This window comes from Kitasatospora sp. NPDC002543 (assembly GCF_053594915.1).
This window is the reverse complement of sequence record NZ_JBSFWR010000018.1, coordinates 47,908-74,857: the sequence shown is the minus strand read 5'-3', so window position 1 is coordinate 74,857 and position 26,950 is coordinate 47,908. Positions and strand designations below refer to the sequence as shown.

Sequence of the window (26,950 nt, the reverse complement as noted above, 5' to 3'; positions counted from 1 at the left end):
CCCGCCCGAGGGTCCCGCAGGGGACCTCCGGCCGGCAACTGCTCTCGGAGGGCGAAGGATGAGTTCGGCAGGCGCCACGGCCCCGCGGACCACGTGGTGGCACACCTTCTACGGCGGCCTCCAGAAGATGGGCCGCTCCCTGCAGCTACCGGTGGCGGTGCTTCCCGCCGCGGGCATCCTCAACCGGCTCGGCCAGCCGGACGTGTTCGGCAAGGACGGCCTCGGCTGGAACAACGTCGCGAAGGTCTTCGCCTCCGCCGGCGGCGCGCTGCTCGACTCCTCCTTCGGCCTGCCGATGCTGTTCTGCGTCGGCGTCGCGATCGGCATGGCGAAGAAGGCGGACGGCTCGACGGCGCTCGCCGCCGTGGTCGGCTTCCTGGTCTACTACAAGGTCCTGCACGCCTTCCCGGAGAGCTGCCCGGCGGGGACGGCCCTCGTCCCGGACGCCTGGACCGGCCAGTGCGTGAGCTACTCCTCGGCGAAGGCCGCGGCCGCGACGTACCAGAACCCGGGCGTGCTGGGCGGCATCCTGATCGGCCTGCTGTCGGCCTGGCTGTGGGTCCGGTTCCACCGCACCAGGCTGGTCGACTGGCTCGGCTTCTTCAACGGCCGCCGCCTGGTGCCGATGATCACCGCCCTGGTGGGCCTGGTCGTCGCCGTGCTGGCGCTCTGGGTCTGGCCCCCGATCGGCCGCGGCCTGAACGACTTCTCGCAGAACCTCTCCGACCTGGGTGCGGGCGGCGCCGGCATCTTCGGCCTGTTCAACCGCGCGCTGCTGCTGATCGGCATGCACCAGCTGCTGAACACCTTCGTCTGGTTCCAGTTCGGGGAGTTCGTCAAGCCGGACGGCACGATCGTGCACGGCGACATCCCGCGCTTCCTGGCGGGCGACCCGACGGCCGGCCAGTTCCAGTCCGGCTTCTTCCCGATCATGATGTTCGCGCTGCCGGCCGCCGCGCTCGCGATCGCCCATTCGGCGAAGCCGCACCGGCGCAAGGAGATCTACGGCCTGATGCTCTCGGTCGGCCTGACCTCCTTCGTGACGGGCGTCACCGAGCCGATCGAGTACTCCTTCGCCTACATCGCCCCGGCGCTGTACGCCGTGCACGCCCTGCTGACCGGCGCCTCGATGGCGGTGACCTGGGGGCTCGGGGTGCACGACGGGTTCAGCTTCTCGGCCGGCCTGATCGACTACGTGATCAACTGGGGGCTCGCCACCAAGCCGTGGCTGATCATCCCGATCGGTCTCTGCTTCGCCGCCGTGTACTACGCGCTCTTCCGGTTCATCATCGTCAAATTCAACCTGAAAACACCGGGGCGGGAGGACGAGGCCGAGGTCGAGGACGTCACCAAGGCCTGAAACGGAGCGCCGCCCGGGTTATCCCGGCAATGGCCCCCGGACCCACCGGTCCGGGGGCCGTCGGCATTTCCGAAAGGCCGCCGCCGCGGGCCCGAACCAGGCCCGGCACCGCCCCAGCCCTGGCCCGACCCCCGTCAGACCCTGGCCCAACGCATCCGACGGGGCACGCTGTGTTTTTGTTGCGCGATTAGCCAAAATCGATTTTGTTGCGCGATCGGCCAAAGTCCCAATCACGGCGGATACCATGATCGCCATTCGGTAAGTAGGTTTCGATTTCATAGCGCTTCCCGGCCACGGCGCTTTCCGGGGTTCCTCGACTTCTCCACCCGTGCTACAAAACTGGTCTACACCACGTGTGGTGTAGACCAGTTCGCGGTTGGCCCCCTGTGCCGTCCCCCCGACCGACCGCCATGCCGTTAGGAACCCACCCCCATGAGTCAGTCTGAGCAGGCACCGGCGCCCGCTACGGCTCCGGCCACGCCAAGCCCCGCCAAGAAGTTCGGCCAGAACCTCCTCCAGGGTCTGCAGAAGATCGGTCGCAGCCTCCAGCTGCCCATCGCGGTGCTCCCCGCCGCCGGTCTGCTGATGCGTCTCGGCCAGGACGACGTGTTCGGCAAGGACGGCCTCGGCTGGAACAAGGTCGCCTCGGTCTTCCTGACCGCCGGCAACGGGGTCTTCGACAACCTGCCGCTGCTCTTCGCGGTCGGCATCGCGATCGGCTTCGCCAAGAAGGCCGACGGCTCCACCGCCCTCGCCGCCCTCGTCGGCTTCCTGGTCTACAAGAACGTGCTCACCGCGTTCCCGATCGCCGAGGGCCACATCGCCGACGGCAAGTGGGTCCCCCCGACCTACCAGAACCCCGGCGTGCTCGGCGGCATCGTGATCGGTCTCCTGGCCGCGGTGCTCTGGCAGAAGTACCACCGCACCAGGCTGGTCGACTGGCTCGGCTTCTTCAACGGCCGCCGCCTCGTCCCGATCCTGATGGCCTTCGTCGGCACCGGCATCGGCGTCTTCTTCGGTCTGGCCTGGGGCCCGATCGGCGACGCCATCAAGAGCCTGAACGACACCCTGATCGGTGCCGGCGCGTTCGGTGCCGGCGCGTTCGGCCTGGTCAACCGCGGTCTGCTGCCGGTCGGCATGCACCAGTTCGTGAACTCCTTCGCCTGGTTCCAGACCGGTGACTTCACCAAGCCCGACGGCACCGTCGTGCACGGCGACCTGACCCGCTTCTTCGCCGGCGACCCGACCGCCGGACAGTTCATGTCGGGCTTCTACCCGATCATGATGTTCGCGCTGCCCGCCGCCGCGCTGGCCATCGCCCACTCCGCCAAGGCGCACCGCCGCAAGGCCGTCACCGGCATGATGGTCTCGCTGGCCCTGACCTCCTTCGTCACCGGTGTCACCGAGCCGATCGAGTTCGCCTTCGTCTTCATCGCCCCGATCCTGTACGTCATCCACGCGGTGCTCACCGCCGTCTCGATGACCGTCACCTGGGCGCTCGGCGTGCACGACGGCTTCACCTTCTCCGGCGGCCTGATCGACTACGCGCTGGCCTGGAACAAGGCCACCGACCCGTGGATGATCATCCCGCTCGGCCTGGTCTTCGCCGCGGTCTACTACTTCCTGTTCCGCTTCGCGATCACCAAGTTCGACCTCAAGACCCCCGGTCGCGAGGACGACGACGAGATCGAGGACGTCACCAAGGCCTGACGCCCGCGTCACCGCCCCTCCCCGAAGGCCCCGCCCCGCCGCTGCTCCCCCAGCGGCGGGGCGGGGCCTTCGGCGTGCCCGGGCCCGGGTGTGCCGCGGGAACGACGGTTGACGAACCGACGGAGGCCCTGGTCAACTGAAGCGGTGAACGCCTCGTGCCCGCTGGTCACCCGCAGCCACATCGACTTCGGTCGTGTGTGGTCCGCGGCGTGTCGCGGCTGAGCTGACCGTTCCCCCGCCGCCGCCCGGCTGACGACCCGCCCGGCGCCGGTTCCATCCCCCCGCCCGTACGGGCTCCGCCCCCGGGCCGCCACCGCGCTCCGACCCGCGCCGCGCACCCGCGCAGCCGTGCCCCCCGCACAGCCGCGCCGGTGTCCGGGCGCGGCCGCCCGCGACCGCACGCGTCCGCACGAGGAAGTCAGGCTCACCATGCCCCGCCAGTTGCACCTGTCCGCCGCCCTCGACAGCCCCGGCCACCTCGACGCCGGGCACTACGCCTACCTGGCCCGCCTCGCCGAACGGGCCACCCTGGACTTCGTCACCCTCGACGACTCCTTCGCCGCCGCGCCGAGCCGCCCCGACGCGCTCGCCGCCCTCGCCCGGATCGCCCCGCTCACCGACCGGGTCGGGCTGGTGCCGACCGTCACCACCACCCACACCGAGCCCTTCCACACCTCGATCTCGGTCAACACCCTGGACTGGGCGAGCGAGGGCCGGGCCGGCTGGCTGGTCGGCGTCTCCGCCACCGAGGCCGAGGCCCGGGCCTTCGGCCGCCGGCCGGTCGCCGCCGAGGACGAGCTCTGGGCCGAGGCCGCCGACGCCGTCGAGGTGGCCGCCCGGCTCTGGGACAGCTGGGAGGACGACGCGGAGATCCGCGACACCGCCACCGGCCGCTTCGTCGACCGAGACAAGCTGCACCACATCGACTTCGAGGGCCCGCACTTCTCCGTCCGCGGCCCGTCCATCACCCCGCGCCCGCCGCAGGGCCGCCCGGTGGTCGCCCTGCCCGTCGGCGCCGCCGACCTCGCGCCGGACGCCTCCCCCGGCGGGCGCGCCCGGGTCGCCGCCGCGATCCGGCACGCCGACGTCGTCCTGCTCGACGCCCCCGACCGCGCGACCCGGCTGACCGCCGCCACCGAGCTGCGGCTGCGGTCCGGAGAGAACCTGCGCATCCTCGCCCGGCTCGGCCCGGCCCTGTCCGCCCTGCCCGACCGCGCCGCCGACGAGCGGCTGCTCGCCGAGCTCACCTCGACCGGCGACGGCGTCGACGGCTTCCACCTCACGCCCGCCGACCCGCCGCGCGACCTGGCCGCACTGGCCGACCGGATCGCCCCCGCCCTGCGCGCCGCCGGGCTGCTGCGCGCCGAGTACACCGGCCGCACCCTGCGCGACCACCTCGGCCTGGCCCGCCCGGCCAGCCGCTACGCCACCCGCCCCGCCTCCCCCACCGATTCCCCCGCTTCCCCCGCTTCCCCCGCCCTCGCCGAGGTGACCCGATGACGGACCGACCGCTCAAGCAGATCCACCTCGCCGCGCACTTCCCCGGCGTCAACAACACCACGGTGTGGAGCGACCCGGCCGCCGGCAGCCACATCGAGTTCTCCTCCTTCCGCCACCTCGCGCAGACCGCCGAACGCGGGAAGTTCGATTTCTTCTTCCTCGCCGAGGGACTGCGGCTGCGCGAGACCAAGGGCCTGATCCACGACCTCGACGTGGTCGGCCGCCCCGAGTCGCTCACCGTGCTGAACGCGCTGGCCGCCGTCACCGAACGGCTCGGACTGGCCGCCACCGTCAACGCGACCTTCAACGAGCCGTACGAACTCGCCCGCCGCTTCGCCTCGTTGGACCACCTCTCCGGCGGCCGCGCGGCCTGGAACGTGGTCACCTCCTCGGACGCCTTCACCGGGGAGAACTTCCGCCGCGGCGGCTACCTGGACCGTGCCGACCGCTACACCCGGGCCGCCGAATTCGTCCAGCTGGCACGGGAGTTCTGGGACGCGGAGGAGGAGCCCGTCCGGCACTCCGGCCCGCAGTTCGAGGTCGAGGGCCGGCTCTCGCTGCCGCGCCCGCCGCAGGGCCACCCGGTGGTGATCCAGGCCGGGGACTCCGACGAGGGACGCGAGTTCGCCGCCGCCACCGCCGACGTGGTCTTCTCCCGGCACTCCACTCTCACCGAGGGCCAAGCCTTCCACGCCGACGTCAAGCGCCGGCTCGCCGCGTACGGACGCAAGCCGGACGAGCTGAAGATCATGCCCGGGGCCACCTTCGTCGTCGGCGACACCGACGCCGAGGCGGCCGAGCGGGCCCACGGGATCCGCCGGGCCCAGGTCGGCCCGCGGACCGCGATCGCCTTCCTGGAGCAGGTCTGGGGCGTCGACCTGTCCGACCACGACCCGGACGGTCCGCTGCCGGCCGTCGACCCCGACCCGGACAGCGCGCTGGTCCAGGGCAGGGTCCGGCACGGCGACCCGGTGGCCGTCGCACGGCGGTGGCGGGCGGTGGCCGCGGAGAAGAAGCTGACCAGCCGCGAGCTGGTGATCGAGCTGACCGGCCGGCAGTCCTTCATAGGATCGCCCGCCACCGTCGCCGCGCAGATCGACCACTTCGTGCAGAACGACGCGGCCGACGGCTTCATCCTCGTCCCGCACCTCACCCCCGGCGGCCTGGACGAGTTCGTCGACCGGGTCGTCCCGCTGCTCCAGGAGCGCGGGGTGTTCCGCACCGACTACACCGGCCCGACCCTGCGCGACCACCTCGGTCTGCCCCTCCCCGGGCGGCGCTGAACGTCCGGGGCCCGCCCGGAACGCCGGGCGCGGCGGCGGGGTGCCACCCGGTACCCCGCCGACCTGCTCAGACCTCGTACACCGCGCCGGCCCGGGCGACCTCGACCGGCCCCGGGTAGGCGTCCGCGGCGTCCCGCCGGTTGCGCTCGGCGTCGGTCCACGGCGGGATGTGGGTGAGGACGAGCCGGCGGGCGCCGGCCGCCGCGGCGTGCTCGCCCGCCTCGCGGCCGTTGAGGTGGACGGCCTGGTAGGTGTCGCGCCCGTCGATGTACGCGGCCTCGCAGAGGAACAGGTCGGTGTCGCGGGCGAGTTCGACGAGTTCGGCGCTCTCACCGGTGTCCCCGCTGTAGACCAGCGAGCGGCCGTCGTGCTCCACCCGGAAGGCGAAGGCGTCGACGGGGTGGTTGACCTGGGCGACGCCGATCCGGAACGGGCCGAGCTCGAAGCTGCCGGGCGTGAGGGTGCGGAACTCGAACACCTCCTTCATCCCGGGGTTCTCCGGCATGTCGTAGGCGCGGGCGAGCCGCTCGGCGGTGCCGGCCGGGCCGTACACGGGCAGCAGTTCGGGGCAGCCCTCGGCGCGGTAGTTGCGGGCCACCCAGTAGGCGCACAGGTCGACGCAGTGGTCGGCGTGCAGGTGGCTGAGCAGGACGGCGTCGACGTCGTAGAGGCCGGTGTACTTCTGCAGGGCGCCGAGCGCTCCGTTGCCGAGGTCGAGGACGACGCGGTAGCCCTCGGCCTCGACCAGGTAGCTGGAGCAGGGCGAGTCGGCGGCCGGGAAGCTCCCCGAGCACCCCACCACGGTCAGTTTCATCCGAGCCCCTCCGCCCCGACACATCCTGGCTGCTGTTGGAAAACGGCATCGCCGTCCTCCACGGGAAGCGTGCAGGACAGCATGGAAAACGGCAGGCCGGACCCGGTGGACCGGCCGGTAGCACTGCGTTGGTGTGTCGAGGGTAAGGGCGGAGCGGCACTTTGCCCCCGTCCCCGTGCCGGGCTGTGGGCGGAATCACCAGAACGCCCGGGGCGGGTGCGCGGCCGGTTGACGGGCCGGGATCAGCGGCGCCGGGGCCGGTTCCGGGCCCAGGCGCGGATGGTGAACGGGTACCACCTCGGGTGGCCGCTGCCGTTGATCACGTCCGGATCGGGCAGCAGCCGGTGCCGGCGGTAGCTGCGGACGGTCGCGGGCCGGACGTTGATGTGGCGGGCGATCTCGGCGTAGGACCACAGCTCGGGGCCACTGGTCACGAGGGCACCTCCGGGGGGACGGCGGCGGGCGTTCGTGACGCAGCCTGGCCGGGCCGGTCGGGGCTTCGGGCCGAACTCCGGGCACAGAACGGGCATTGTGGCAGGACCGTGACGAACCGGGAGCAACCCGCGGACAAATGCCCGACTGTCACGGCCCGCACGGTGGTGGCCTCCGCCGCGGGCCCGGTACGGTTCGCCGCATGAACGCCATGACCGCCACGTGGATCGTCCTGGCGCTGCTCGGCATCGCGCTGTCGGCCGCCGCCGTCGCGGCGCTGGTGCGGCGCACGCGCCCGACCGGCCCACGGCCCGCCGGCCCGCGACCGCGGACGGGCCCGGGCCCGCGGCCGCAGGAGATCTGGTGGGCTCAGGTGCCGTTCGAGGACGGCCCCGGCTCCAAGGACCGCCCGTGCCTGGTGCTGCGGGTGCACGGCCGGACCGCCACCGTCGCGAAGATCACCAGCAAGCACCACACCGAGCGCCCGGGCGTGCTGCCGCTGCCGCCCGGCACGGTGGGCAACCGGCAGGGCCGGGCCAGTTGGCTGGAGACCGACGAGCTGCGCGAGGTGCCGCTGTCGGAGTTCCGCCGCCGGGCCGGCACGCTGGACGGGCAGGTCTGGGCCCGGGCCCGGCGGACCGTCCAGAGCCGCTGAGGCGTCGGGCCCGGAGCGCCGCCCCCGTCAGGGGCGCCGGGGCGTCACGCCCAGAGCTGGCCCTGCAGGGCCTCGACCGCGGCCTCGGTGGACTCGGCGGTGTAGATGCCGGTGGACAGGTACTTCCAGCCGCCGTCGGCGACCACGAAGACGATGTCCGCGCGCTCCCCGGCTGCCGCCGCCTTACGCCCGACGCCGATCGCCGCGTGCAGGATGGCGCCGGTCGAGACGCCCGCGAAGATGCCCTCCTGCTGGAGGAGTTCGCGGGTGCGGCGGACGGCGTCGGCGGAGCCGACCGAGAAGCGGGTGGTGAGCACCTCGGCGTCGTACAGCTCGGGGACGAAGCCCTCGTCCAGGTTGCGCAGCCCGTACACCAGGTCGTCGTAGCGCGGTTCGGCGGCGACGATCTTCACGCCGGGGACCTTCTCGCGCAGGTAGCGGCCGACGCCCATCAGGGTGCCGGTGGTGCCGAGGCCGGCCACGAAGTGGGTGACGGTCGGCAGGTCGGCGAGGATCTCGGGGCCGGTGCCGGTGTAGTGGGCGCCCGCGTTGTCGGGGTTGCCGTACTGGTAGAGCATGACCCAGTCGGGGTGCTCGGCGGCGATCTCCTTGGCGATCCGGACGGCGGTGTTGGAGCCGCCCGCCGCCGGGGAGGGGATGATCTCGGCGCCCCACATGCGGAGCAGTTCGCGCCGTTCCTCGCTGGTGTTCTCGGGCATCACGCAGACCATCCGGTAGCCCTTGAGCTTGGCGGCCATGGCCAGCGAGATGCCGGTGTTGCCGCTGGTGGGCTCCAGGACGGTGCAGCCGGGGGTGAGCCGGCCGTCGGCCTCGGCGCGCTCGATCATGTGCAGGGCCGGGCGGTCCTTGATCGAGCCGGTGGGGTTGCGGTCCTCCAGCTTGGCCCAGAGGCGCACCAGGCCCTCGTCGTTGCCGGGGACGGCGGCGGACAGCCGCGGCAGGCGGACCAGCGGGGTGTTGCCGACGGCTTCGAGCGGACTGTCGTAACGCAAGGGAGGCCTCCGGCCGGGGCGGTGAGGGTGGCGGGGGCGGTTCCCCCGGGTCGGTTCCCCCGCCGTGCCGCGGGGATCCGGCGGGGGAACCGGGAGGTCAGCGGGCGCCGCCGGCCACGGCGGGCAGGATGGTGACGCTGTCGCCGTCGGCGAGGGCGGTGGAGATGCCCTCCAGGAAGCGGACGTCCTCGTCGTTCAGGTAGACGTTGACGAAGCGGCGCAGTTCGCCGCCCTCGACCAGTCGGGCGGCGATGCCCGGGTGGCGGGCGTCGAGGTCGGTGAAGAGTTCCCCGAGGTTGCTGCCGTTGCCCTCGACGGCCTTGGCGCCGTCGGTGTAGGTGCGGAGGATGGTCGGGATGCGGACCTCGATGGCCATGAGTGCGCTCCTGTGCGGGTCGTGGAGTGGGTGGCCGCGGCGGACGCGGCGGGGCGGGCGGGCGCCCGGGCCCGGCGTCGCCGGGGCGGCGGGCCCGGGTGGGGTGGTGAAGCGGCTCTCAGCGCGAGCGCGCGGGCGTGCCGGGACAGATCGCACCGGCGTGCCGGCACAGGTCGATGTGCAGGCGCGCCACGAGGCGGGTGCCCGGGGCCTGAGTGCTCACATCGACGGAACGCATGGACTCATCGTATAGATTCCCGGTCCCGCTCCGACATGCCCGTCTCGGGATCCGGATGTTTCCGTTCCCAGGGCTGAGACGGCGGAGGCCCGCCGCCCCTCGGGGAGGGGCGGCGGGCCGGGTCCGCGGGGGTGCCGGTCAGGCCGGGTAGGCCTCGACGACCTGCACGTCTTCCTCTGTGATCTCGCCGTCCACGATGCGGAACGAGCGGAACTGGTACGGGTCCCCCTCGTCGTTGCCCTCGGCGGTGGAGACCAGCACGTAGTGGGCGAACGGCTCGGAGGCGTAGCTCACGTCGGTGCGCGAGGGGTAGGCCTCGGTGGCGGTGTGCGAGTGGTAGACGATCACCGGCTCCTCGTCCCGGTCGTCCATCTCGCGGTAGAGCTTGAGCAGGTCGCCCGAGTCGAACTCGTAGAAGGTGGGCGAGCGGGCGGCGTTGAGCATCGGGACGAACCGCTCGGGGCGGCCGCTGCCGGCCGGTCCGGCGACCACGCCGCAGGCCTCGTCCGGGTGGTCGGCGCGGGCGTGGGCCACGATCCGGTCGCGGAGTTCTCGGGTGATGGTCAGCATGCGGTCAGGATAGCCACGGCCCGACGGCCGTCCGCGGTGGTGTCCGAGGTGCGGTCAGCGGGTGTCCACGTTCCCGCCGGGGGCGTCCGCGGTCCCCTCCCCGACGGGCTCCCGGGCCGGCGTGCCGCCGTGGAGGGCCCGCGGGTCGCGGCGCTTGAGCACCTGGTAGCCGATCACCAGCAGCAGCGCCCAGCACGGGAAGACGAACAGCGAGATCCGGTTGTCCCGGTCCAGCCCGATGAGCACCACGACCAGGGCGAGGAAGGCGAGCGCGGCCCCGCTGACCCAGGCGCCGCCGGGCGCCTTGAAGGTGGGCGCCGGCAGCCGTCCGGCCTGCCAGGCCCGGCGGTAGCGGATCTGGGAGATCAGGATCATCGCCCAGGTCCACAGCCCGCAGACCGTGGCGACGGAGGTGATGTACTCGAACGCCCGTGCCGGGACGAGGTAGTTGAGCACCACGCCGAGGCCCATCAGCAGGCTGGAGACGGTGATCGCGAAGGCCGGGGTGCGGCGGGTGTTGAGCTTGGTCAGCCGTCCCGGGGCCTGGCCGCTGAGCGCGAGGTCGCGCAGCATCCGGCCGGTGGAGTACATCCCGGAGTTGCAGGAGGAGAGCGCGGCGGTGAGCACCACGAAGTTGATGATGCCGGCTGCCGCCGGGATGCCGATCTTGCCGAAGGCGGCGACGAACGGGCTGACGCCGGGCTGGAATTCGGTCCACGGCACGAGGGAGAGGATGACCACCAGGGCGCCGATGTAGAACAGCATGATCCGCCAGGGCAGGGTGTTGATGGCCCGCGGCAGGGTCTTCTCGGGGTTCTCGCTCTCGCCCGCGGTGACGCCGACGAGTTCGACGCCCAGGTAGGCGAACATGACGATCTGAAGGGTCATCACGGTGGAGCCGATGCCCTGGGGGAAGAAGCCGCCGTCCTGCCAGAGGTGGCCGAGTGAGGCGGTGTCACCGGCCTTGCTGAAGCCGAGGGTGAGCACTCCGACGCCGATCAGGATCATGCCGATGATGGCGGTGACCTTGACCATGGAGAACCAGAACTCGATCTCGCCGAACAGCTTCACCGAGATCAGGTTGGCCGCGTAGAGCAGGACCAGGAAGGTCAGCGCGCTGATCCACTGCGGTATGTCGGGCGCCCAGAACCGCACGTAGACCGCGGCTGCGGTGGTCTCCGCCATTCCGGTGACGACCCAGAACAGCCAGTACGTCCAGCCGGTCACGTAGCCGGCGAAGGGGCCGAGGAACTCCCGGGCGTACTCGGCGAAGCTGCCGGAGACCGGGCGGTAGGTGAGCAGTTCGCCGAGGGCCCGCATGATCACGAAGATCACCAGGCCGGCCACGGCGTAGGAGAGGATCAGGCTCGGGCCGGAGCGGGAGATCGCGGTGCCGGCGCCGAGGAACAGGCCGGTGCCGATCGCGCCGCCGATGGCGATCATCTGGATCTGGCGGCTGCCGAGCCCGCGCTCGTAGCCCTCCGCGTCGGGTGAATTGTCGACCATTTCGTCGTACGACTTCTCGACCACTGTGCACCGTCCTGGTCGGTCTCGGGGGTGGAGAAGTCGTACCACGCGAGGTTCGGATAGCGGTGTCCATCTGAGCGTTATTTGAGCATGACCTGGCATGGTTTGCCCGATTTTCATAAGAAATGCCCCGGCTGATCGTCCACATCCTGGACAAAACGGCCGGGGCTTGCCCGAAAGCGGGCAGGATCAGTCCGCGATCGCCTCCAGCAGCGACTCCTGCAGGGCGCCCAGCCACAGGTACGCCATCACCAGCGGCTTGCGCTCGTCACCGTCCGGCAGCTCGTAGAGGCCGTCCTCGTCGTCCTCGGTGACCTCCAGCCGGACACCCACGGCCAGCCGCAGGTCGTTCAGCGCACCCAGCCAGCGCGGGCAGTCGGGCGCGGCCAGCTTGAGCACCCCGCCGTCGCCGAGCCCGTCCAGCGCCCGGACGACGAACAGCGCGTCGTCCCGCTTGCGGGCCCGCAGGTCCAGCTCGGTGAAACGGCGGAACTCCCCGGACGCGACCCTGGACTCCTCGTCCTCCGGCTTCCCCGGGTCGCCGTAGGCGTCCGGGAAGAACCGGGCCAGCACCGGGTCGGCCGGCGCCTCGGTCGGGCCCTCGGCGAACAGCGCGGCCAGCGGGTCGTCACCGGCCCCGCCCGGACCGGGGCCGATCAGCTCCAGCAACTGCACTTCCAGCGAGCGCAGGATGGAGGCCTCCCACTCGTCCAGCGCGATCGCCGCGCCGCCACCGCCGGTGCTCTCGAACAACCCAGCCATCTGTATCGGTCAGCCCGTCTTCGTCGTCTTCGGTCGTACGGCCGGCGGTCCGGCACCCATCGGGCCGGCGCCGGCCGCTCCTGCGCCGGTCGCGCCGGCGCCCGCCCAGCCGGCACGGGCCGGCCCGGCGTCAGTCGTGCTGCAGCGTCGCCCAGAGGCCGTAGCCGTGCATCGCCTGGACGTCGCGCTCCATCTCCTCGCGGGAGCCGCTGGAGACCACCGCCCGGCCCTTGGTGTGGACGTCCATCATCAGCTTCCGGGCCTTGTCCTTCGGGTAGCCGAAGTAGGCCTGGAAGACGTACTGGACGTAGCTCATCAGGTTCACCGGGTCGTTGTGCACGATGGTCACCCAGGGCGTGTCCGGTTCGGTCACCGGTACCCCTTCGACCTCCGGGCGCTCGATCTCCACGGGCGCGACGCTCACGCCGGGTCCTCCTCGCTGCACAGTCGTCCGTAACCCCTCACGCCCCATGCTGCCATCCGGGGGACAGCCGGGCGATTCCGGCCCGGCACGCTCCACGAGAAATCGTCACTCTGACGCTAAGTGGTAGTAGCATCATCCGCATGGACGCCACTTCAGTGCGCGCGGCCGGCTCGACCGCGCTGCTCACCGACCGCTACGAGCTCACCATGCTGCAGGCCGCCCTGCGCAGCGGGGCCGCGCACCGCCGCTCCGTCTTCGAGGTGTTCACCCGCCGCCTGCCCAGCGGTCGCCGCTACGGCGTCGTGGCCGGCACCGGCCGGGTGCTGGACGCCGTCGAGAACTTCCGCTTCACCACCCCCCAGCTGGACTGGCTGGCCGACCAGGACGTGGTCGACGAGGACACCCTGCGCTTCCTCGCCGACTACCGCTTCCGCGGCGACATCCACGGCTACCCCGAGGGCGAGGTCTACTTCCCCGGCTCCCCGCTGCTCACCGTCGAGGGCAGCTTCGCCGAGGCCGTGATCCTGGAGACGGTGATCCTCTCGATCCTCAACCACGACTCGGCCATCGCGGCCGCCGCCTCCCGGATGACCGCCGCCGCCGGCGGCCGCCCGGTGATCGAGATGGGCGCCCGCCGGGCCCACGAGCAGTCCGCCGTCTCCGCCGCCCGGGCGGCCTACGTGGCCGGCTTCGCCGCCACCTCCGACCTGGAGGCCGGCTTCACCCACGGCATCCCGACCACCGGCACCGCCGCCCACGCCTTCACCCTCGTGCACGACAGCGAACGGGACGCCTTCACGGCGCAGATCGCCTCCATGGGCAAGGGCACCACCCTGCTGGTCGACACCTTCGACCTGCCCGAGGCCGTGCGCACCGCCGTCGAGGTGGCCGGCCCCGAGCTGGGCGCCGTCCGGATCGACTCCGGCGACCTCACCCTGCTGGCCCACCGGGTCCGCCGCCAGCTGGACGACCTCGGCGCCGACCGGACCAGGATCATCGTCACCTCCGACCTGGACGAGTACGCGATCGCCGCCCTGGCCGCCGCCCCGGTGGACGGCTACGGCGTCGGCACCAGCCTGGTCACCGGCAGCGGCCACCCCACCTGCGCGATGGTCTACAAGCTGGTCGCCCGGGCCGAGACCGACGGCGGCCCGCTGGTGCCGGTCGCCAAGCGCGCGGCCGGCGGCAAGACCAGCATCGGCGGCCGCAAGTGGGCGGCCCGCCGGCCCGACGCCGACGCCGACGGCGTCGCCGAGGCCGAGGTCGTCGGCACCGGACCCGTCCCGGACGAACTGCGGCCGCACCTGGTGCAGGTGCCGCTCGTCCTGGACGGCGAGACCGTCGGCCGGGAGCCGCTGAACGCCGCCCGCGACCGGCACGTGCGCGCCCGCGCCGCACTGCCCCTGTCGGCGACCCAGCTCTCCAAGGGCGACCCGGTACTGCCGACCGAGCTGGTCCTGCCCGCCGACCCGGCCCACTGACCGGAGCCCGGGGCCGGTCCGGCGGTTCGGATCCGGTCCCGGGCTCCGTCCCGCACACCCCGCGCGGACACGGGCCCGAAGACCCGCCACGGGGCTTCCGCCCCCGCGCGCCACTCCCTAGAGTCAGCCGTAGAGTTCCCGAGTTCCCCCGGAGCTCCCCGAGGACCCCCCGCGCCCGGCACGACCGGGCCGCGCACCCCCGAGGGCTCCCCCACCGGGGCGCCGCCTCCCGCGGGCCCCCGAGATCCGAGGATGCGAGTCACGTCATGCACCGGGCACTGATCGTCGTCGACGTGCAGAACGACTTCTGCGAGGGCGGCAGCCTGGCCGTCGCCGGCGGCGCCGAGGTGGCCGCCGCCATCACCGACCTGATCGCCGAGTCCTCCCCCGGATACCGGCACGTCCTCGCCACCCGCGACCACCACATCGACCCGGGCGACCACTTCTCGGACGAGCCGGACTACGTCGACAGCTGGCCGCCGCACTGCGTGGCCGGCACCGAAGGCGTCGGCTTCCACCCCAACTTCGCGCCCTCCGTCATCTCCGGCGCGGTCGAGGCGGTCTTCGACAAGGGCGCCCGCTCGGCGGCGTACAGCGGCTTCGAGGGGCTGGACGAGAACGGCCGCGGCCCGGTGGAGTGGCTGCGCGAACGACAGGTCGACGAGGTCGACGTGGTCGGCATCGCCACCGACCACTGCGTCCGGGCGACCGCCCTGGACGCCGCCCGGGCCGGCTTCACCACCCGCGTGCTGCTGGACCTCACCGCCGGGGTCGCCGCGGAGACCACCGCCGCCGCGCTGGCGGAGCTGCGGGCGGCCGGGGTCGAGCTGGTCGGCGAGCCGGTGGTCCGTTCGTAACGACTCCGGGGGGCCGGCTGCGGGGGCGCGGTGCGTGGGTTTCGCGGCGCGTGCGTCGTGGTGTGGGTTTCGCGGCGCGTGGGTGCCGCGGGGAGTGGGTGCCGCGGGGAGTGGGGGGGCGTTCGCGGCGCGGGGGCGGCCCGCCGTCTCGGGGCCGCGCTCAGACCACCAGCAGCTCCACCACGTCCGTCCCCCCGATCCGGTAGGCCTCGCGCAGTTCGCCGCCGACCACGTCCGGGTCCTCGGCCAGCCGGGCTCCGGAGACGTACACCACCCGGATGCCCAGGTACTCCATCCGGTGCTGGCCGCCGCGCACCCAGGCGGCCTCCCCCTCGCTCACGCTGCGCAGCTCCGAGTCCACCTCCACCGCGACACCCCGCTCCGGCCAGTAGAGGTCCGGGACGGCGATGTACGTGCCTCCGCGCATCCGCAGCTCGGGGGCGTTCAGCGGGGCCGGCAGCAGCCACTCGTCCGCCAGGCGGCCGATCCGCTCCAGCGCCAAGTCCCGCTCGGTGGCGATCAGTTCGTCCAATGCGGCCCGCACCCGGGGCTCACCGGTCAGTCCGGAGTCGGTCAGCTCCGCCACCAACTCCCCTACCGTGCAACGGTCCTCGGGCCGGGAGACCGCCTCCCGCAGCACCTCGCGCACCGGCGCCGAACCTCCCGGACCGACCGGACCGGCCGTCCACTCGACCAGCGCGTCGGCGACCGCCCTGGCCACCGGCGCACAGGCCAGGCCGTGCACCGAGCGGGCCACCAACTCCCGTTCGGTGCGCCGGATCCGCACCTCGCCGGCGTCCTTCAGCCGGCGCTGCCGGGGCACCAGGACGTCCACCCCGGTCACCGCGGGCAGCCGGGGCACGACGGTGAATCCGTACAGCGCCAGCGCGGCCGCACCGGTGATCACCGCACCCTCCCGGCGGCCCTCCTCACGGCCGTTCTGCGCGGCGTACAGCAGCGCGGCCCACATCCGCTGCTCCGGGGTGGGCTCGGCGGCCTGCAGGAGATAGACCCGGGGCAGCACCCGCTGCCAGGGGCCGCCCCGGCGGCAGTGCTCGGTGATGATCCGGGCCGGCACGCCCCGGGCCCGCAACTGGCTCGCGGTGACGACGTTCTGTTGACGCTTCGCCAGCTCCTCCAGGGACGGCGGCGGCGACGGAATCCGGTAGCTCATGCCGACACCATCCCCGCCCGTCAGGACCTGCGACCGGGACCCTGACGCACTGTTACTCAACCGTCGCGAAACCGGGATCAGCCCGCACTAAAGTCCTCATACCCTCACTCATTTGGAGTAATTGACGCTCATCAGGTTGTCATATGTGATCGAAAACGATCGGCGACCTGGTCGCCTGACCCAGAGTGACCAAAGGCATACGGCGAGGGACCCCCAAGGCGTCAATCCGGCCCCGGGGATTGCCTAGGCTTACGTCATGTCACGTGACGAGACCGCCGGCCTCCGCGCGGCCCAGCTCCGCCTCGGCCGCCTGCCCGGATACGTCCGCCGCCCGGACCCCGCCCGCCGAAGCGGCGAGAAGGGGCATACGTACAAGAAGGGCTGGGAGGTCCGCTTCACCGCGCGCAGTGAGGCCGAGATAGCAGAGATCCGCGACCTCGTGGTCGCCGCCGGGTTCGCCCCGGCCAGACCCTTCTTCAAGGGACACCAGCTCATCCAGCCCGTCTACGGCATGGCCGCCGTCCAGGCCTACCTGGCCGCTAGACAGGCCGCCGAGGAACACGCCGCCCGGGCCGCGCTCGGCCGCCGGCGACGGGCCGCGGGACGGCCCGCCGGCGGACTCGCCGCCGCGGCGCTCGCCGGCGGCGGGCACGGCTCCGGCGGGCACGGCCCGGGCTCGCACGCCTCGGGTTCGCATGCCCCGGGTTCGCATGCCTCCGGTCACGCCTCGGGTTCGCACGCCCCCGGTCACGCCTCGGGTGCGGCGCACCGGCGCGAACGCGAGGAGGCCGCATCCGGGGCAGCCGCGGCGGCTGCGGCCGTGGCTGCCGCGGCGGCGCAGTCGGCCCGGCGACGGGCCGTCGAAGCCTTCCCGACCCAGGTCGAGCGGGACACCGCCGCCGACCGGATCTCCCCCACGGAGGCCCGGACGACCTCCTGACCGGCGGCCGCTCCGGCCGCCACCCGCCCCGGCAGGTCCCGATCGGGCCGCCGGGGCGTGCTTCGATCCGCGGCCGGCGTCCACTCCGCGCACGCCCCCACCCCACCCCGAACGGTCGTCACCGTGATGACGGCCATGCCCTCATCCGTGGTGATCTTCCCGCGCGATCACGAGTGCGGTTGTGCAGGTGGTTGTGCGGGCGCGGGTTCGCGCCCCGGGCGTGGACGCCAGCCTCCACAGGGCCTACGGTGGCACATCAACCACCCCGCAGCCACCGCCGCCCCACCCCTCTGACCAGCCGCGACTCGCTCGCACCTACGCCTCCCGCGCCACCGCGCAGCACAGCCCCGCCGGCCCTCGCCGGCCGCCCGCCCGACCGCCCCGCCGCCGCTCCGCACCCGGTCGCCACCGGAACCGGCCTGGCGGCGGCGGGTTCCGGGCATTCCATCGGATTGGTCACCCAGCGCACCGAGGGCCTACCGTAGAGTGAGCACAGATGATCGACCGTCAGAAACCCATCTCCCTTTCCGAGAAGCCGAGATGACCAACCGTCACAGGAGTTCCGCCGAGCCGCCCCCGGGGCCCGGCGAGCCGGCGGACGTACCACTGGAGTTCACCGCCTTCTGCGAACTCCACCGCCCCCGGTACCTCAGCTACGCGCACGTGTGGCTGACCGAGCACAGCGCCGCGGCCGCCGCCGTCCAGCAGGCCTTCGCGGAAATCGCGGTGCACTGGCGGGAGTTGATGGGCAGCTCCAACCCGACCGCGCACGCCTGGGAGATCCTGCGCGGCACCGTCGCCGACCACACCCGCAGAGTGACCGCCGACCCGGACCGCCACCCGGCCGACGACGACCTGGCGATCCTGCACTACGTCGTCGGCCTCGCCGCCCCCGAGATCGCCGACGTCATCGGCACCGACGCCGCCAGCGTCGCCGGACGGCTGCGCCGCACCATGCTGCGCGAGGCCTCCGGCTGGTGACCCCGCGCCCCGGCCCGCCCCTTCCCGGCCCTTCCCGGCCCCGCTCTTCCCGGCCCGGCTCTTCCCGGACCGGCCTCAGACCCGCTCGCCCGTCACGTCGAACAGATGGTGCACCGGGTCGTGGATCAGGTACCGGGAGAACGACTCGACCGTGAACCGCGCCCCGTCACTGCGGTTCCCGGTCCGACCCCACTGCGCGCCGGCCACCCGCTCGAAGGCCACGGCGAGCCTCTCCGCGGCCTCCGCCAACTCCCCGGCCACCACCGGGTCCTGCTCCCCGTAGCGCTCGGCGACAGCCGTCCCGTCCTGGTCCCAGTTGGGGAACAGCGGGTCCTCCCGGTCGAGCATCAGGCCCAACCGGACGTCGAACAGCCGGAAGACGTCCCGGACGTGGCACGCGTACTCCAGGTCCGACCACACCCCCGGCGCCGGCCGCCGACGCAGCCCGTCCACGTCCCCCGCCAGCACCGCCAGCCAGCCCTCCGCGTTCGCCCGGACCATCCCGGCGACCTCCTCCCGCACCACCCCCGGGGTGTCCAACCCGCAGTCCGGGCAAGGGCGTTCCAGCACCCAGGTCCAGTCCTTGGTGTCGGGGACGATCCCGCCGTCGGTGGCGGCGGGAGTAGCGGCGGCCGCGGTGGCGGTGCCGATCGGCGCGTTCTCGGCCCGGGTGCTCTCAGGAGTGCTCATGGGCCCAGCATCCCCGCCACCCGGGAAGCCCCACCAGCGGCAATGACGCCATCGGCCGCCGAAATGCCGCCACCCCGGCCACCTCGGTCACCTCGCCGACCCAGCGCATCATCCGGCGCACGCCGCCAACACACGCCCCCGCCCGCCGGTGCACCCCAGGACAAATGCGTGGACGAACCGGAAACCGGCCGACCATCCTGAACACCATGGCCACCGACCACCCCGACCTCGCCGCCCTCGCCGTCAAACCCACCCTGCACGGCCCCACCATCCGCCTCGTCCCCCTCGACGAACGGCACACCCACCCCATGTGGGAACTCTGCACCGACGCAACGACCAACCGGCTCACCGGCACCCGCACCGCCTTCACCCACCACCAGATCCACCAGTGGTGCGCCACCCGCGCCGCCCAGCCCGACCGCCTCGACCTCGCCGTCGAAGACCCCGCCACCGGCCGCTTCCTCGGCGAAACCGCCCTCACCGACGTCGACCCCGACAACTCCTCCGCCAGCTACCGCATCGCCCTCACCCCGGACAGCACCGGCCGCGGCATCGGCACCGAAACCACCATCCTGGTCCTGCGCCACGCCTTCACGACCATCCGCCTCAACCGCGTCCACCTCGAAGTCTTCGAGTACAACGAACGCGCCGCCCACGCCTACCGCAAGTCCGGCTTCACCCTCGAAGGCCGCTCCCGCCAAGCCCACCACTGGGACGACCGCTACTGGGACGTCCTCCAGATGGCCGCCCTACGCGACGAATGGCTCGCCACTCACTGATACGACCCCCGCCCCCGCCGCCGCACCACCAACGCCACGACCACACCGACGACCAACACCAACCCGCCGACCCCCGCCCCCAACACCGACCAGACCCCGCTGTCACTGCTGCCCCTGTCCCCCTCGGGGACCATGGGCTCCACGGCGGGGTCGTCGGTCTCCTCGTCCACCGGCGGAGGAGTGCCCTTCGCTTCCATCCGCCCGACCAGCGGATTCTCCCGAGGCCCGTTGTCCACGACGGGATTCGCTTCCAGAGCCTTCGCCGGCGCGACGAGACCGTAGCCGTACTGGTTGTTGGGCACCACCGTCCCGTTGGCCGGCGGGGTGGCCGACTTGATCATGCGGTTGATCACCTGTCCGGCCGACAGGTCGGGATACTTGGACCGGATGAGCGCCGCGGTGGCGGATACGTAGGCGGTGGAGTCAGAGGTGCCGTTCGCGGTCACATAGCTTGTCGGTGACTTCGCCGAGGCGTGGTAGATCCCGACACCAGGCGCAGTGAGGGTGGTCTCGGGCCCTGAGGTGGAATCGCCCCACACGGTTCCATTGGAGTCTGTCGCCCCCACGGCCACCACGCCCGGGAAGGCGGCCGGATACTCCACGCCGCTACTGGATCCGTCGTTGCCCGTCCCCGCGACCAGCACGACGTCCTTCGACACCCCGTACGCGACTGCCTTGCGTGTCTGCGAGTCGAATCGCGAATTCCCGGCAAGCGAAATGTTGATGACCTTCGCGCCCTTGTCCACTGCAAAGCGGATAGCCGCAGCCAGGTCGTTCTGCTCCGGGATGGGACCGTTTTCGTCCGTCCTCACCTTTACCGGAAGAATCCTCGTCTTCGGAGCAAGACCCATCACGCCGGCCTTGGTCCCGTGCCCGTGCCCTGCGATAAGACTCGCCATCCCGGTGCCGTGGCCGTCCGTGTCGACTCGACCGTCGGATTGCGTGCCGGAGAAATCAGCCCCGGGAAGAACCTGCCCGGTCAGATCCTGATGGTCCGCGTTTACTCCGGTGTCGATCACTGCGACGATGACGCCATCGCCCTGACTGACCGGCCAGACCTTCGTCTCGGCCTCGAAGGTCTGCAGCGCCCACTGCTGGTCCCTGATCTGATCGGCCGATGCCACCGGTACGACAACACCGCAGATCACTGTCCCGACAGCCAGGACTGCCGTACCACGCGCCAACCGGCGGCTCGTCAAATCCGGTCACCCCAATCAAGAGGCATCCCGCAGGTCACCGACCTGCGGGATGCGATCAGATCACCCGTCCGGCTACGGACCAGCCTCATTCCACCACGTTCGGGTTGGTCGGCTTGTCCGACGCCCAGGTCTCCTCGTCCTCGACGAGGTAGTCCGGCCTCCTGCCGCCCTTCGTGCGCTCCTTCTTGCGCCCTTGAGGCCCGGTCAGCGGAACACCAGGAGACATGCCGTTCGCACCTACGGCTCCCGCCTCACTCCTGAGGCGATTCCGCGCCCCCAGCCCGGACCCGCCTTCCGTGAATGCCTGCTTGTTGTGCGCTCCGGCATCGGGGGGCATGGTCCCCCGACCCGCACCTGTCCGGCCCTGCGGCGCACCGGATTGCTTGGCCCCTGGCACTTCACGGCCTCCGGCTCCGGTGCCGGGACTCACCTCGGCGCCACCACCTGTGACAGCTCGCTCCATCGGCCTGTCACTGCCAGGGAATCCGCTGCCTCCGAATCCGCTCTTGACCTGCCCGAATCCGGGCAAGGTCGCTGAATTCTGCGCGGCCGGGCCAGTGGGGCCGACAACCGTCTGTCCGCCCCCGGGCATGGCCAGTCCGGTGGCAGGGCTCATGCCCGGTACACCGCTCAGGCCAGAAGTCTGGGTACCGGAGGTGGGGGTAATCGGCACGTTACCGCTTGGACGCGATACCGGAGTACCGGAAATGCCCGCTTCGGGGCCACGGCTCGCCGTGCTCGGCGGCTTCGACAGGGCTTGCGCCGTACCTCCCTTGATTCCGGAATCGGTCGGGGCAGCCGCGCCCTTGGATGTGGACCCGGCCACCATCGGCTGTTGGGAAGACTTCGGGCGCTGCACCGCAGGGGATGATGCCGTCCGTGCCGTTCCCCCGGCCCCGATCGAGGTTCCCGACATGACAGCCGCTGCAACCGCCACCGCGTTGCCGGGATCGTCCTGCGATTCCGTATCACCGGGCTTGTCGGCACGCGTCTTCGGCAACGGCGGGGGCTTCAGGGCTGGGGTGGCGACGCGGTAGTGCATGGCGAGGGTCTGCATGATGGCGGCTGCTTCGGCCTTCTTGCGGTCGGCGATGGGGAGGTGTTCGTCCTCGTCGCCGAAGAGGGCGTCGCCGACGGTGTCCTTGACCTTGTCCCAGTTGCCGGGTTCCTCGGGCATGTCGCGTTTGGCCTTGGCCATGGCCTCGGAGGTGTTGTGGAGGGTGTTGGCCGCGTCGTTGGCGTAGGCGGCGGCGTTGTTGATGCTGGCGGCCAGGGTGAGCATGCGGGTGTGGAAGGCGTCGCTGGTGGTGCCTTCCCAGGAGGTGGCGGCTTCGGTGCTGGCCTTGGTGAGGGTCTGGCGGATCTGTTTGAGGGTGTCGGCGGCCTTGCGCCAGGGGTCGCCGGCGGCCATGACCGCGCCGGGGTCGAGGGCCTGTGCCATGGTGCGGAGTTGGGCGTGGCTGTACTTGGTGAAGTCGGTGTAGACCACGGGCGGTCGGCCTCCGTTCGGGTCCGGGCGGGCGGCGGTCAGGCGGTGGCGTTGCCTCGGGTGGCGGGGGTGCGGTTCTGCTGGGCGGTGGTCAGGCTGCTCGGGGAGGGCTGGGCGACGGACCAGCCGTCGTCGCCGAGTTTGAGCCCGGTGGCGGTGTGCCGGTCCTGTTCCTCGTAGTTGGCGGCGGTGAGGTCGGCTTTCTGCTGGGCCTCGTCCACGGCTTCCTGGAGTTGGTTGAGGACGTCGCGCAGTGCGTCGCGCATGGTGCCGTAGCGGCCGTGGATCTCGGTGGCTTCGGCGAAGGTCCCGAAGGCGTTCTTGCCGATGGCGCTGCGGCCGTGGGTGTCGGTGCCGTCGGCGTGTTTCTGGAAGTCGGCGAGCAGGAGCCGTACTTGGCCGGCGAAGGTGCGGAGTTGTTCCACTTCGACGCGGTAGCCCTGTCCGGCTCCGCCAGTCGATCCGGTACCGGTGGTCCCTGATCCCATTTCGGCGCCCCCCGTGCGTCCGTCCCTGGCGGTCGGGGCCGGGCCCCGGTGTCTCATGTCTAACACACCGGGCCCGAACCCCGCCCTGGCCGTGGTCAGTTCGCGTTCGTCCGGGCGTGCTGGGCGTCGGCGAGGGCGCGGCGGCAGAGCGAGTCGGCGTGCCGGGTGGTTTCGGGGAGGCGGTAGTGGCGGGCGAGGTGGAGGGTGGTGCGGACGGCGGTGTCGAGGCCGGTGCGGTGGCCGACGGAGACGAAGACGGGTTTGACGCCGGCCCTGGTGCGTACGGCGCGGCCGACCTCTTCGCCGGTGGCGGGGTCGGTGAGGGGGGTCCAGGAGCCGCGGGGTGCGTCGGGTTGGTGGTGGTCGAAGGTGAAGGGGGTCTTGGCGACGCCGAGGGTGCGCAGTCCGGTGAGGACGCCGAGGTGGCTGGCGAGGCCGAGGCGGCGGGGGTGGGCGAGGCCGTAGCCGTCGCAGACGACGGTGTCGGGGGTGCGGGTGAGGGCGGCCAGCGCGTCGAGGACGGCGGGGAGTTCGCGGAAGGCGAGGAGTCCGGGGACGTACGGGAAGGCGATCCGGCCGACGGCGGTGGCTTGTTCGACCACGTCCAGGGTGTCCCGGTCGAGCAGGACGGCGGCGGCGGCGACGAGGTCGTGGTCGTCGTCGTAGGCGACGTCGACGCCGGCGATGAGCGTGCCGGGGCCGGCGGGGTCGCGGTCCGGGTCGTCGTGGTCCGGGTCGTCGTGGGCCTGGACGAGCGGGCGCAGCCGCTCCTGTTCGGCGAGTGCCTGGGCCTCGGTGGTGGGCCAGTCGGCGGGGATGGGCATGGTCGGTTCCCCCGGGTGTGGTGGTGCGCGGTGTCGATGGTTCCGGTTCACCGTACCGACCGGGTGCGGGCCGTCGGCCGGGCCGGACGACCCCGGGGTGAGTCCGTGCGCCCCCTGTGCTCCCGCCTCCGGGGACTAGCCTGGACGTGCCCCTCTCCCCCGCGGGGTAGGACCACGGGACCGGCTCCACTCCCGCCCGCCCGTTTCCCCCGACGTGCGAAGGATTCCCGCCATGCCGCGTCCCTCCGTCGCCCAGGCCTGCCTCGGCTCGTTCACCGTCGTCGCCACCACGGTGGCACTGCTGGCCGTCTCGGGCGCCTCGGGCGTGCCGGCGGTCGTGGTGCTGGTGGGGTTCGCGCTGGTGCTCGGCACCGTGGTGACGGTGCTGTCGATGTCCGCCGCCGCGGCCAGGGCCGTCGCCCCGGCACCGGGCTCGGCGGGTCCGGCGGGCTCGGCGGGTCCGGCGGGTCCGGCGGGTCCGGCGGGCTCCGCCGACGCGGCGGGAGCGCCCCGCCCCACCGCGGCCGCCGCCGGACACGGGTACGCCCGGCAGCGCTGAATCCGCCGCCGGGCGCGGGGCGTGTGCCGCGTCGCCGTGGTCAGATCTCCGTGGTGACCACCACGGTCTTCGCGGCCTTGTCGTGCAGGCACTGCCGGTAGGGCCGGTCGAAGACGCCGAAGATCCCGTCGACGACCCACCAGAGCGCGGCGCAGCAGATGACGGCCGGGAGGATGAAGACGGCGGCACGGGTCCAGGCCGCGGACGGGGTGGGCTTGTTGCCGTCGACGAGCATCGCGACGCGGATCTTCATCGCCTTCTTGCCGAGGGTCTGGCCGTCCCGGCCGAGCATCAGGGCTTCGTAGACGAGGTAGAGGGCGCAGCCGAGCCAGAACGCCTCGGTGGAGCCGTTGCGCGTGCTGAGGTCGGTGAAGGGCCCCACGACGATCACACCGATGACCTGCATCAGGATGTAGTCGATCAGGCGGGCGAGGATCCGCTTGGGCCAGGTGCCGATCGGCGGCATGCCGGGGACGGGGCCGGCGCCGGGGGTGCCGTGGGCGCCGGGGCCGTAGCCGGTGCCGTGGCCGGGTGGCGGCTGGCCGTACGGGCTCTCGCCGTACGGGTTCTGACCGGGTGTCGGCTCGCCGTAGGGGCTCCCGCCGTAGGTGCCCTGGTAGGCGCCGGGGCCGTCGGACGGTTCGTGGGACGGGGTCGGGCCCGACGGCTCGCCTTCCGGCGTGCCGCCGCCCGGCTGCGGGGGCTGCTTGTCGAAGGAGGGCTTGCCGCCCCCCTCCGGCTGGGGGCCTGAGGGGTCGTGGGTGCTCATGACCCCGAGTAGAACATCGCACATTCTCGATGTTCGGGACATTTTGTCCGTTTTGCACGGGCCCGGTCGGGCCTCAGTCGCGCACCACCCGGGTACGGGCCGCGCGGTCCTGCCAGCCCCGCCGCGCCGCACGGTCGAACACCGGCCAGACCAGGCCGAGCAGCAGCAGCGCGCCCAGCTGCCGCACGGCCCACCGGAGCAGCGAACGGCCGAGGCTCAGCCTGGTCCGGGCGGCCGGGGCCGCGGCGTCGACCACCCGGATCCGGGCGAGCCGCTTGCCGAAGGTCTGGCCGGTGCGGGCGACCGGCAGCACCTCGTAGAGCAGGCTGACGAACAGCAGGATGCCGATCAGCACGGCGATCTTGCCCAGCACCACGTCGTCCACCAGCCAGACCTGGACCTGGCGCCGGGCGAGGACGCTGGCCATCCGGGCCTGGTCGACCTTCTGCCGGAGGTGGTCGGAGACCGAGTTGCCGAGCGGGATCCCGGCGGCGACCGCGACCACCAGGAGCACCCCGGTGTCCACCGCCCGCGCGGCGAGCCGGCGTCCGAGGCCGGCCGGCCCGGCGGCGATCCGGGTCGTCCGGGCGGTGCGGGCCGCCCGGGCGGGCACGGGGACGGTGGCGGCGGACGGGCGGGGCTGGACCGCGGTCTGCCGGACCGTCCGCACGGCGGGCAGCGGCGCGGCGTGGACGGCGGCGGGAGCGGAGGCGGTCGCCGCGGCCACGGGCTTCGAGGCGGCGGCGGCCCCGGCCGGGATCTGCGCCACTCCCTCGCCGACCACGGGCACCGGCCCCGAGGCCAGGACGGCCGGCACCGGCACCTCCCGCACGGCCGCCGCCACGGCCGCGACCATGGCGGGAGCGCCGACAGGGGCACCGGCGGGAGCGGCAAGGGGAACAGCAACCGGGGCAGCGCCGGCGGCCGGGCCTGCGGCAATCGGAGCGCGCTCGGGCTCCGCACGCCCCTGTTCTGCATCGGACGCCTCCGGGAGCACCCCCCAGGAGACCCACCGCGGTGCGTCACCCGTCTCCATCAGGCCCCGCTGGGTCCGCGGATCGGCCTGCCACCCGGACTCCTCGGCCGACGGGTCCGGAGCCTCGGCCGGAGCCGCGACCACAGCCGGGTCCGGCGCCCGGACCGCGCCCCGGACCACCCCGGGCAGCGAGCCGGCGGCCCCCGGCGGCCCGGCAGCGGCGAAGCCCGACACCGGCCCCGCCGAGACCCCCGCAGCCGTCCCCGGCCCGTCGACCGTCCGGAACACCGGCCCGCCGATCACCTCCGCCACCCTCGGCCCGAGCACGAAGGACGCGCCTCCCGAGGTCTGGTCGAAGTACACCGGCCCGGTGTCACCCCCGCCCGCCGGCAGCCCGACCCGCCCCTCCGCCACCGGGGCCGAGGAGACCGGCGCCGAGGACACCGGGGCCGAGGGCACCGGGGCCGAGGACACCGACTGCGCGAAGACCGGCTGCGAGAGCATCGGCCCCGAGGCCGCCGGATCCGGGCAGACAGCCTCCGGACACACCGGCTCCGGGTACATCGCGTCCGGGTACATCGTCTCCGCACGCACCGCCCCGGGACGCACCGGTTCCACGGCCCCCGGCCGCGCGTGAACCGGCTCCGCGGCCACCGGCACCGGAGCCCCCGCATCCGGCCCCGCCGCCTCCGGCGGCACCGCGGGCGGCGGCACCGCCGACGCCGCCGCGCCGTCCGGGGCGGGCCGCCGGGTCGCGTACCGGGGCGGCTCCAGCACCTCGCCCTCGACGGGTGCGTGCCGGCTGGTACCGGGCACCCAGGCCGAGCCGCCCCAGTACCGGACGAAGCCGGGGATGGAGGGGTCCGGGTAGTAACCGGGCTCGGGCGAGACGGCCGGGTCGCCGGCGGCGGCGAAGGGGCGGTCCGTCATGGGGGTCTTCTTTCCTGGCAGGTCCTGACGAGGACGGCCGGCCCGACCGGGCCCGACCGCCGCAGAGGCGGCCACCCGCGCGCACGACCCGGCGCACGCCCGGAACTCGGCGCGTGTGGGGGCATCGCCGGTGGGCGGACAGTCGCCGGG

Annotated in this window: 28 protein-coding genes; 11 read left to right on the top strand and 17 right to left on the bottom strand. The window is 72.8% G+C overall.

What is annotated here, in order from left to right:
• Positions 1-58: 58 nt before the first annotated feature.
• From ACWD4P_RS11075 to ACWD4P_RS11060, 4 genes are all read left to right on the top strand, one after another.
• Complete coding sequence (locus tag ACWD4P_RS11075) at positions 59-1,360, top strand: PTS transporter subunit EIIC (protein ID WP_359819461.1); 1,302 nt, start codon at positions 59-61, stop codon at positions 1,358-1,360.
• Between the two features lie 432 nt (positions 1,361-1,792).
• Positions 1,793-3,070: a PTS transporter subunit EIIC gene (locus tag ACWD4P_RS11070; protein ID WP_359819464.1), complete on the top strand. Its 1,278-nt coding sequence runs from the start codon at positions 1,793-1,795 to the stop codon at positions 3,068-3,070.
• Positions 3,071-3,499: 429 nt separating this feature from the next.
• Positions 3,500-4,570, top strand: a complete 1,071-nt coding sequence (locus ACWD4P_RS11065; RefSeq protein ID WP_449779385.1) for an LLM class flavin-dependent oxidoreductase — start codon at positions 3,500-3,502, stop codon at positions 4,568-4,570.
• Positions 4,567-5,853, top strand: a complete 1,287-nt coding sequence (locus ACWD4P_RS11060; protein WP_449779384.1) for an LLM class flavin-dependent oxidoreductase — start codon at positions 4,567-4,569, stop codon at positions 5,851-5,853. The genes ACWD4P_RS11065 and ACWD4P_RS11060 overlap by 4 nt, the downstream gene beginning before the upstream one ends.
• Before the next feature lie 67 nt (positions 5,854-5,920).
• On the opposite strand, the gene ACWD4P_RS11055 is transcribed toward ACWD4P_RS11060, so the two are convergent.
• Together ACWD4P_RS11055 and ACWD4P_RS11050 are read right to left on the bottom strand one after the other, a co-directional pair.
• Entirely contained in the window at positions 5,921-6,667 is a 747-nt protein-coding gene (locus ACWD4P_RS11055; RefSeq protein WP_359819472.1) for an MBL fold metallo-hydrolase, read from the bottom strand.
• A 242-nt stretch (positions 6,668-6,909) separates the two neighbouring features.
• Positions 6,910-7,101, bottom strand: coding sequence for a MarR family transcriptional regulator (locus ACWD4P_RS11050; RefSeq protein WP_359819474.1), 192 nt, complete (start codon positions 7,099-7,101; stop codon positions 6,910-6,912).
• A 200-nt stretch (positions 7,102-7,301) separates the two neighbouring features.
• Here ACWD4P_RS11050 and ACWD4P_RS11045 point away from each other — a divergent pair, with 200 nt between their 5' ends.
• The gene (locus tag ACWD4P_RS11045) at positions 7,302-7,754 is read left to right on the top strand and encodes a type II toxin-antitoxin system PemK/MazF family toxin (protein ID WP_449779383.1); all 453 of its coding nucleotides are present in this window, start codon (positions 7,302-7,304) and stop codon (positions 7,752-7,754) included.
• Positions 7,755-7,798: 44 nt separating this feature from the next.
• Here the strand turns inward: ACWD4P_RS11045 and ACWD4P_RS11040 are convergent, their stop codons facing one another.
• The 7 genes from ACWD4P_RS11040 to clpS form a co-directional block, all read right to left on the bottom strand.
• A complete protein-coding gene (locus tag ACWD4P_RS11040; RefSeq protein WP_359819476.1) occupies positions 7,799-8,767 on the bottom strand; it encodes a PLP-dependent cysteine synthase family protein in 969 nt (322 codons plus the stop codon).
• A gap of 97 nt (positions 8,768-8,864) precedes the next feature.
• Positions 8,865-9,143: a MoaD/ThiS family protein gene (locus ACWD4P_RS11035; RefSeq protein ID WP_030242903.1), complete on the bottom strand. Its 279-nt coding sequence runs from the start codon at positions 9,141-9,143 to the stop codon at positions 8,865-8,867.
• Positions 9,144-9,261: 118 nt separating this feature from the next.
• The gene (locus ACWD4P_RS11030; protein WP_310593142.1) at positions 9,262-9,381 is read right to left on the bottom strand and encodes a putative leader peptide; all 120 of its coding nucleotides are present in this window, start codon (positions 9,379-9,381) and stop codon (positions 9,262-9,264) included.
• 138 nt (positions 9,382-9,519) lie between these two features.
• Positions 9,520-9,951, bottom strand: coding sequence for a M67 family metallopeptidase (locus ACWD4P_RS11025; RefSeq protein ID WP_359819478.1), 432 nt, complete (start codon positions 9,949-9,951; stop codon positions 9,520-9,522).
• Between the two features lie 54 nt (positions 9,952-10,005).
• Entirely contained in the window at positions 10,006-11,457 is a 1,452-nt protein-coding gene (locus tag ACWD4P_RS11020; RefSeq protein WP_449779400.1) for an amino acid permease, read from the bottom strand.
• Between the two features lie 210 nt (positions 11,458-11,667).
• A complete protein-coding gene (locus ACWD4P_RS11015) occupies positions 11,668-12,240 on the bottom strand; it encodes a DUF2017 domain-containing protein (protein ID WP_449779382.1) in 573 nt (190 codons plus the stop codon).
• A 130-nt stretch (positions 12,241-12,370) separates the two neighbouring features.
• Positions 12,371-12,664, bottom strand: coding sequence for an ATP-dependent Clp protease adapter ClpS (clpS, locus tag ACWD4P_RS11010; protein WP_049654313.1), 294 nt, complete (start codon positions 12,662-12,664; stop codon positions 12,371-12,373).
• 140 nt (positions 12,665-12,804) lie between these two features.
• On the opposite strand from clpS, the gene ACWD4P_RS11005 reads away from it, so the two are divergent.
• Positions 12,805-14,145, top strand: coding sequence for a nicotinate phosphoribosyltransferase (locus ACWD4P_RS11005; protein ID WP_449779381.1), 1,341 nt, complete (start codon positions 12,805-12,807; stop codon positions 14,143-14,145).
• A 266-nt stretch (positions 14,146-14,411) separates the two neighbouring features.
• Entirely contained in the window at positions 14,412-15,002 is a 591-nt protein-coding gene (locus ACWD4P_RS11000) for an isochorismatase family protein (RefSeq protein ID WP_359819485.1), read from the top strand.
• 160 nt (positions 15,003-15,162) lie between these two features.
• Here the strand turns inward: ACWD4P_RS11000 and ACWD4P_RS10995 are convergent, their stop codons facing one another.
• Complete coding sequence (locus ACWD4P_RS10995; RefSeq protein WP_449779380.1) at positions 15,163-16,176, bottom strand: hypothetical protein; 1,014 nt, start codon at positions 16,174-16,176, stop codon at positions 15,163-15,165.
• Positions 16,177-16,432: 256 nt separating this feature from the next.
• Here ACWD4P_RS10995 and ACWD4P_RS10990 point away from each other — a divergent pair, with 256 nt between their 5' ends.
• Both ACWD4P_RS10990 and ACWD4P_RS10985 read left to right on the top strand, forming a co-directional pair.
• Positions 16,433-17,116 carry a hypothetical protein gene (locus ACWD4P_RS10990; RefSeq protein WP_449779379.1) on the top strand — a complete coding sequence of 228 codons (684 nt, stop codon included), beginning with the start codon at positions 16,433-16,435 and terminating at the stop codon, positions 17,114-17,116.
• Between the two features lie 540 nt (positions 17,117-17,656).
• Entirely contained in the window at positions 17,657-18,097 is a 441-nt protein-coding gene (locus ACWD4P_RS10985) for a hypothetical protein (protein WP_359829573.1), read from the top strand.
• Positions 18,098-18,172: 75 nt separating this feature from the next.
• Here the strand turns inward: ACWD4P_RS10985 and ACWD4P_RS10980 are convergent, their stop codons facing one another.
• Positions 18,173-18,787 (bottom strand): DinB family protein, encoded by a 615-nt coding sequence (locus tag ACWD4P_RS10980; RefSeq protein ID WP_449779378.1) that lies wholly within the window; start codon positions 18,785-18,787, stop codon positions 18,173-18,175.
• Positions 18,788-18,993: 206 nt separating this feature from the next.
• On the opposite strand from ACWD4P_RS10980, the gene ACWD4P_RS10975 reads away from it, so the two are divergent.
• Entirely contained in the window at positions 18,994-19,566 is a 573-nt protein-coding gene (locus ACWD4P_RS10975; protein WP_449779377.1) for a GNAT family N-acetyltransferase, read from the top strand.
• Here the strand turns inward: ACWD4P_RS10975 and mycP are convergent.
• From mycP to ACWD4P_RS10955, 4 genes are all read right to left on the bottom strand, one after another.
• Positions 19,560-20,690, bottom strand: coding sequence for a type VII secretion-associated serine protease mycosin (gene mycP / locus ACWD4P_RS10970; RefSeq protein WP_449779376.1), 1,131 nt, complete (start codon positions 20,688-20,690; stop codon positions 19,560-19,562). The two genes, ACWD4P_RS10975 and mycP, sit on opposite strands and share 7 nt — an antisense overlap.
• A 160-nt stretch (positions 20,691-20,850) precedes the next feature.
• Positions 20,851-22,254, bottom strand: a complete 1,404-nt coding sequence (locus ACWD4P_RS10965; protein ID WP_449779375.1) for a hypothetical protein — start codon at positions 22,252-22,254, stop codon at positions 20,851-20,853.
• 38 nt (positions 22,255-22,292) lie between these two features.
• On the bottom strand, positions 22,293-22,679 hold the full coding sequence (locus ACWD4P_RS10960; protein ID WP_359829568.1) for a hypothetical protein: 387 nt from the start codon (positions 22,677-22,679) through the stop codon (positions 22,293-22,295).
• A 158-nt stretch (positions 22,680-22,837) separates the two neighbouring features.
• Positions 22,838-23,566 carry an endonuclease V gene (locus tag ACWD4P_RS10955; RefSeq protein WP_449779374.1) on the bottom strand — a complete coding sequence of 243 codons (729 nt, stop codon included), beginning with the start codon at positions 23,564-23,566 and terminating at the stop codon, positions 22,838-22,840.
• Positions 23,567-23,798: 232 nt separating this feature from the next.
• On the opposite strand from ACWD4P_RS10955, the gene ACWD4P_RS10950 reads away from it, so the two are divergent.
• Entirely contained in the window at positions 23,799-24,125 is a 327-nt protein-coding gene (locus tag ACWD4P_RS10950) for a hypothetical protein (protein WP_449779373.1), read from the top strand.
• 40 nt (positions 24,126-24,165) lie between these two features.
• Here the strand turns inward: ACWD4P_RS10950 and ACWD4P_RS10945 are convergent, their stop codons facing one another.
• On the bottom strand, positions 24,166-24,894 hold the full coding sequence (locus ACWD4P_RS10945) for an RDD family protein (protein WP_449779372.1): 729 nt from the start codon (positions 24,892-24,894) through the stop codon (positions 24,166-24,168).
• Between the two features lie 73 nt (positions 24,895-24,967).
• Positions 24,968-26,800, bottom strand: a complete 1,833-nt coding sequence (locus tag ACWD4P_RS10940; RefSeq protein WP_449779371.1) for an RDD family protein — start codon at positions 26,798-26,800, stop codon at positions 24,968-24,970.
• Positions 26,801-26,950: the final 150 nt, after the last annotated feature.

What these genes read in the sequence shown, in the direction of transcription:
- ACWD4P_RS10950 (WP_449779373.1), top strand. Translation starts at nt 23,799, where the DNA reads ATGCCGCGTCCCTCCGTCGCCCAGGCCTGCCTCGGCTCGTTCACCGTC.
- ACWD4P_RS11070 (WP_359819464.1), top strand. Translation starts at nt 1,793, where the DNA reads ATGAGTCAGTCTGAGCAGGCACCGGCGCCCGCTACGGCTCCGGCCACG.
- ACWD4P_RS10955 (WP_449779374.1), bottom strand. Translation starts at nt 23,566, where the DNA reads ATGCCCATCCCCGCCGACTGGCCCACCACCGAGGCCCAGGCACTCGCC.
- ACWD4P_RS11030 (WP_310593142.1), bottom strand. Translation starts at nt 9,381, where the DNA reads ATGCGTTCCGTCGATGTGAGCACTCAGGCCCCGGGCACCCGCCTCGTG.
- ACWD4P_RS11045 (WP_449779383.1), top strand. Translation starts at nt 7,302, where the DNA reads ATGAACGCCATGACCGCCACGTGGATCGTCCTGGCGCTGCTCGGCATC.
- ACWD4P_RS11025 (WP_359819478.1), bottom strand. Translation starts at nt 9,951, where the DNA reads ATGCTGACCATCACCCGAGAACTCCGCGACCGGATCGTGGCCCACGCC.
- ACWD4P_RS11015 (WP_449779382.1), bottom strand. Translation starts at nt 12,240, where the DNA reads ATGGCTGGGTTGTTCGAGAGCACCGGCGGTGGCGGCGCGGCGATCGCG.
- ACWD4P_RS10980 (WP_449779378.1), bottom strand. Translation starts at nt 18,787, where the DNA reads ATGAGCACTCCTGAGAGCACCCGGGCCGAGAACGCGCCGATCGGCACC.
- ACWD4P_RS11065 (WP_449779385.1), top strand. Translation starts at nt 3,500, where the DNA reads ATGCCCCGCCAGTTGCACCTGTCCGCCGCCCTCGACAGCCCCGGCCAC.
- ACWD4P_RS10990 (WP_449779379.1), top strand. Translation starts at nt 16,433, where the DNA reads ATGTCACGTGACGAGACCGCCGGCCTCCGCGCGGCCCAGCTCCGCCTC.
- ACWD4P_RS10940 (WP_449779371.1), bottom strand. Translation starts at nt 26,800, where the DNA reads ATGACGGACCGCCCCTTCGCCGCCGCCGGCGACCCGGCCGTCTCGCCC.
- ACWD4P_RS11005 (WP_449779381.1), top strand. Translation starts at nt 12,805, where the DNA reads ATGGACGCCACTTCAGTGCGCGCGGCCGGCTCGACCGCGCTGCTCACC.
- ACWD4P_RS10985 (WP_359829573.1), top strand. Translation starts at nt 17,657, where the DNA reads ATGACCAACCGTCACAGGAGTTCCGCCGAGCCGCCCCCGGGGCCCGGC.
- ACWD4P_RS11060 (WP_449779384.1), top strand. Translation starts at nt 4,567, where the DNA reads ATGACGGACCGACCGCTCAAGCAGATCCACCTCGCCGCGCACTTCCCC.
- ACWD4P_RS11055 (WP_359819472.1), bottom strand. Translation starts at nt 6,667, where the DNA reads ATGAAACTGACCGTGGTGGGGTGCTCGGGGAGCTTCCCGGCCGCCGAC.
- ACWD4P_RS11020 (WP_449779400.1), bottom strand. Translation starts at nt 11,457, where the DNA reads ATGGTCGACAATTCACCCGACGCGGAGGGCTACGAGCGCGGGCTCGGC.
- ACWD4P_RS11035 (WP_030242903.1), bottom strand. Translation starts at nt 9,143, where the DNA reads ATGGCCATCGAGGTCCGCATCCCGACCATCCTCCGCACCTACACCGAC.
- ACWD4P_RS11075 (WP_359819461.1), top strand. Translation starts at nt 59, where the DNA reads ATGAGTTCGGCAGGCGCCACGGCCCCGCGGACCACGTGGTGGCACACC.
- ACWD4P_RS11000 (WP_359819485.1), top strand. Translation starts at nt 14,412, where the DNA reads ATGCACCGGGCACTGATCGTCGTCGACGTGCAGAACGACTTCTGCGAG.
- ACWD4P_RS10995 (WP_449779380.1), bottom strand. Translation starts at nt 16,176, where the DNA reads ATGAGCTACCGGATTCCGTCGCCGCCGCCGTCCCTGGAGGAGCTGGCG.
- ACWD4P_RS10975 (WP_449779377.1), top strand. Translation starts at nt 18,994, where the DNA reads ATGGCCACCGACCACCCCGACCTCGCCGCCCTCGCCGTCAAACCCACC.
- ACWD4P_RS10945 (WP_449779372.1), bottom strand. Translation starts at nt 24,894, where the DNA reads ATGAGCACCCACGACCCCTCAGGCCCCCAGCCGGAGGGGGGCGGCAAG.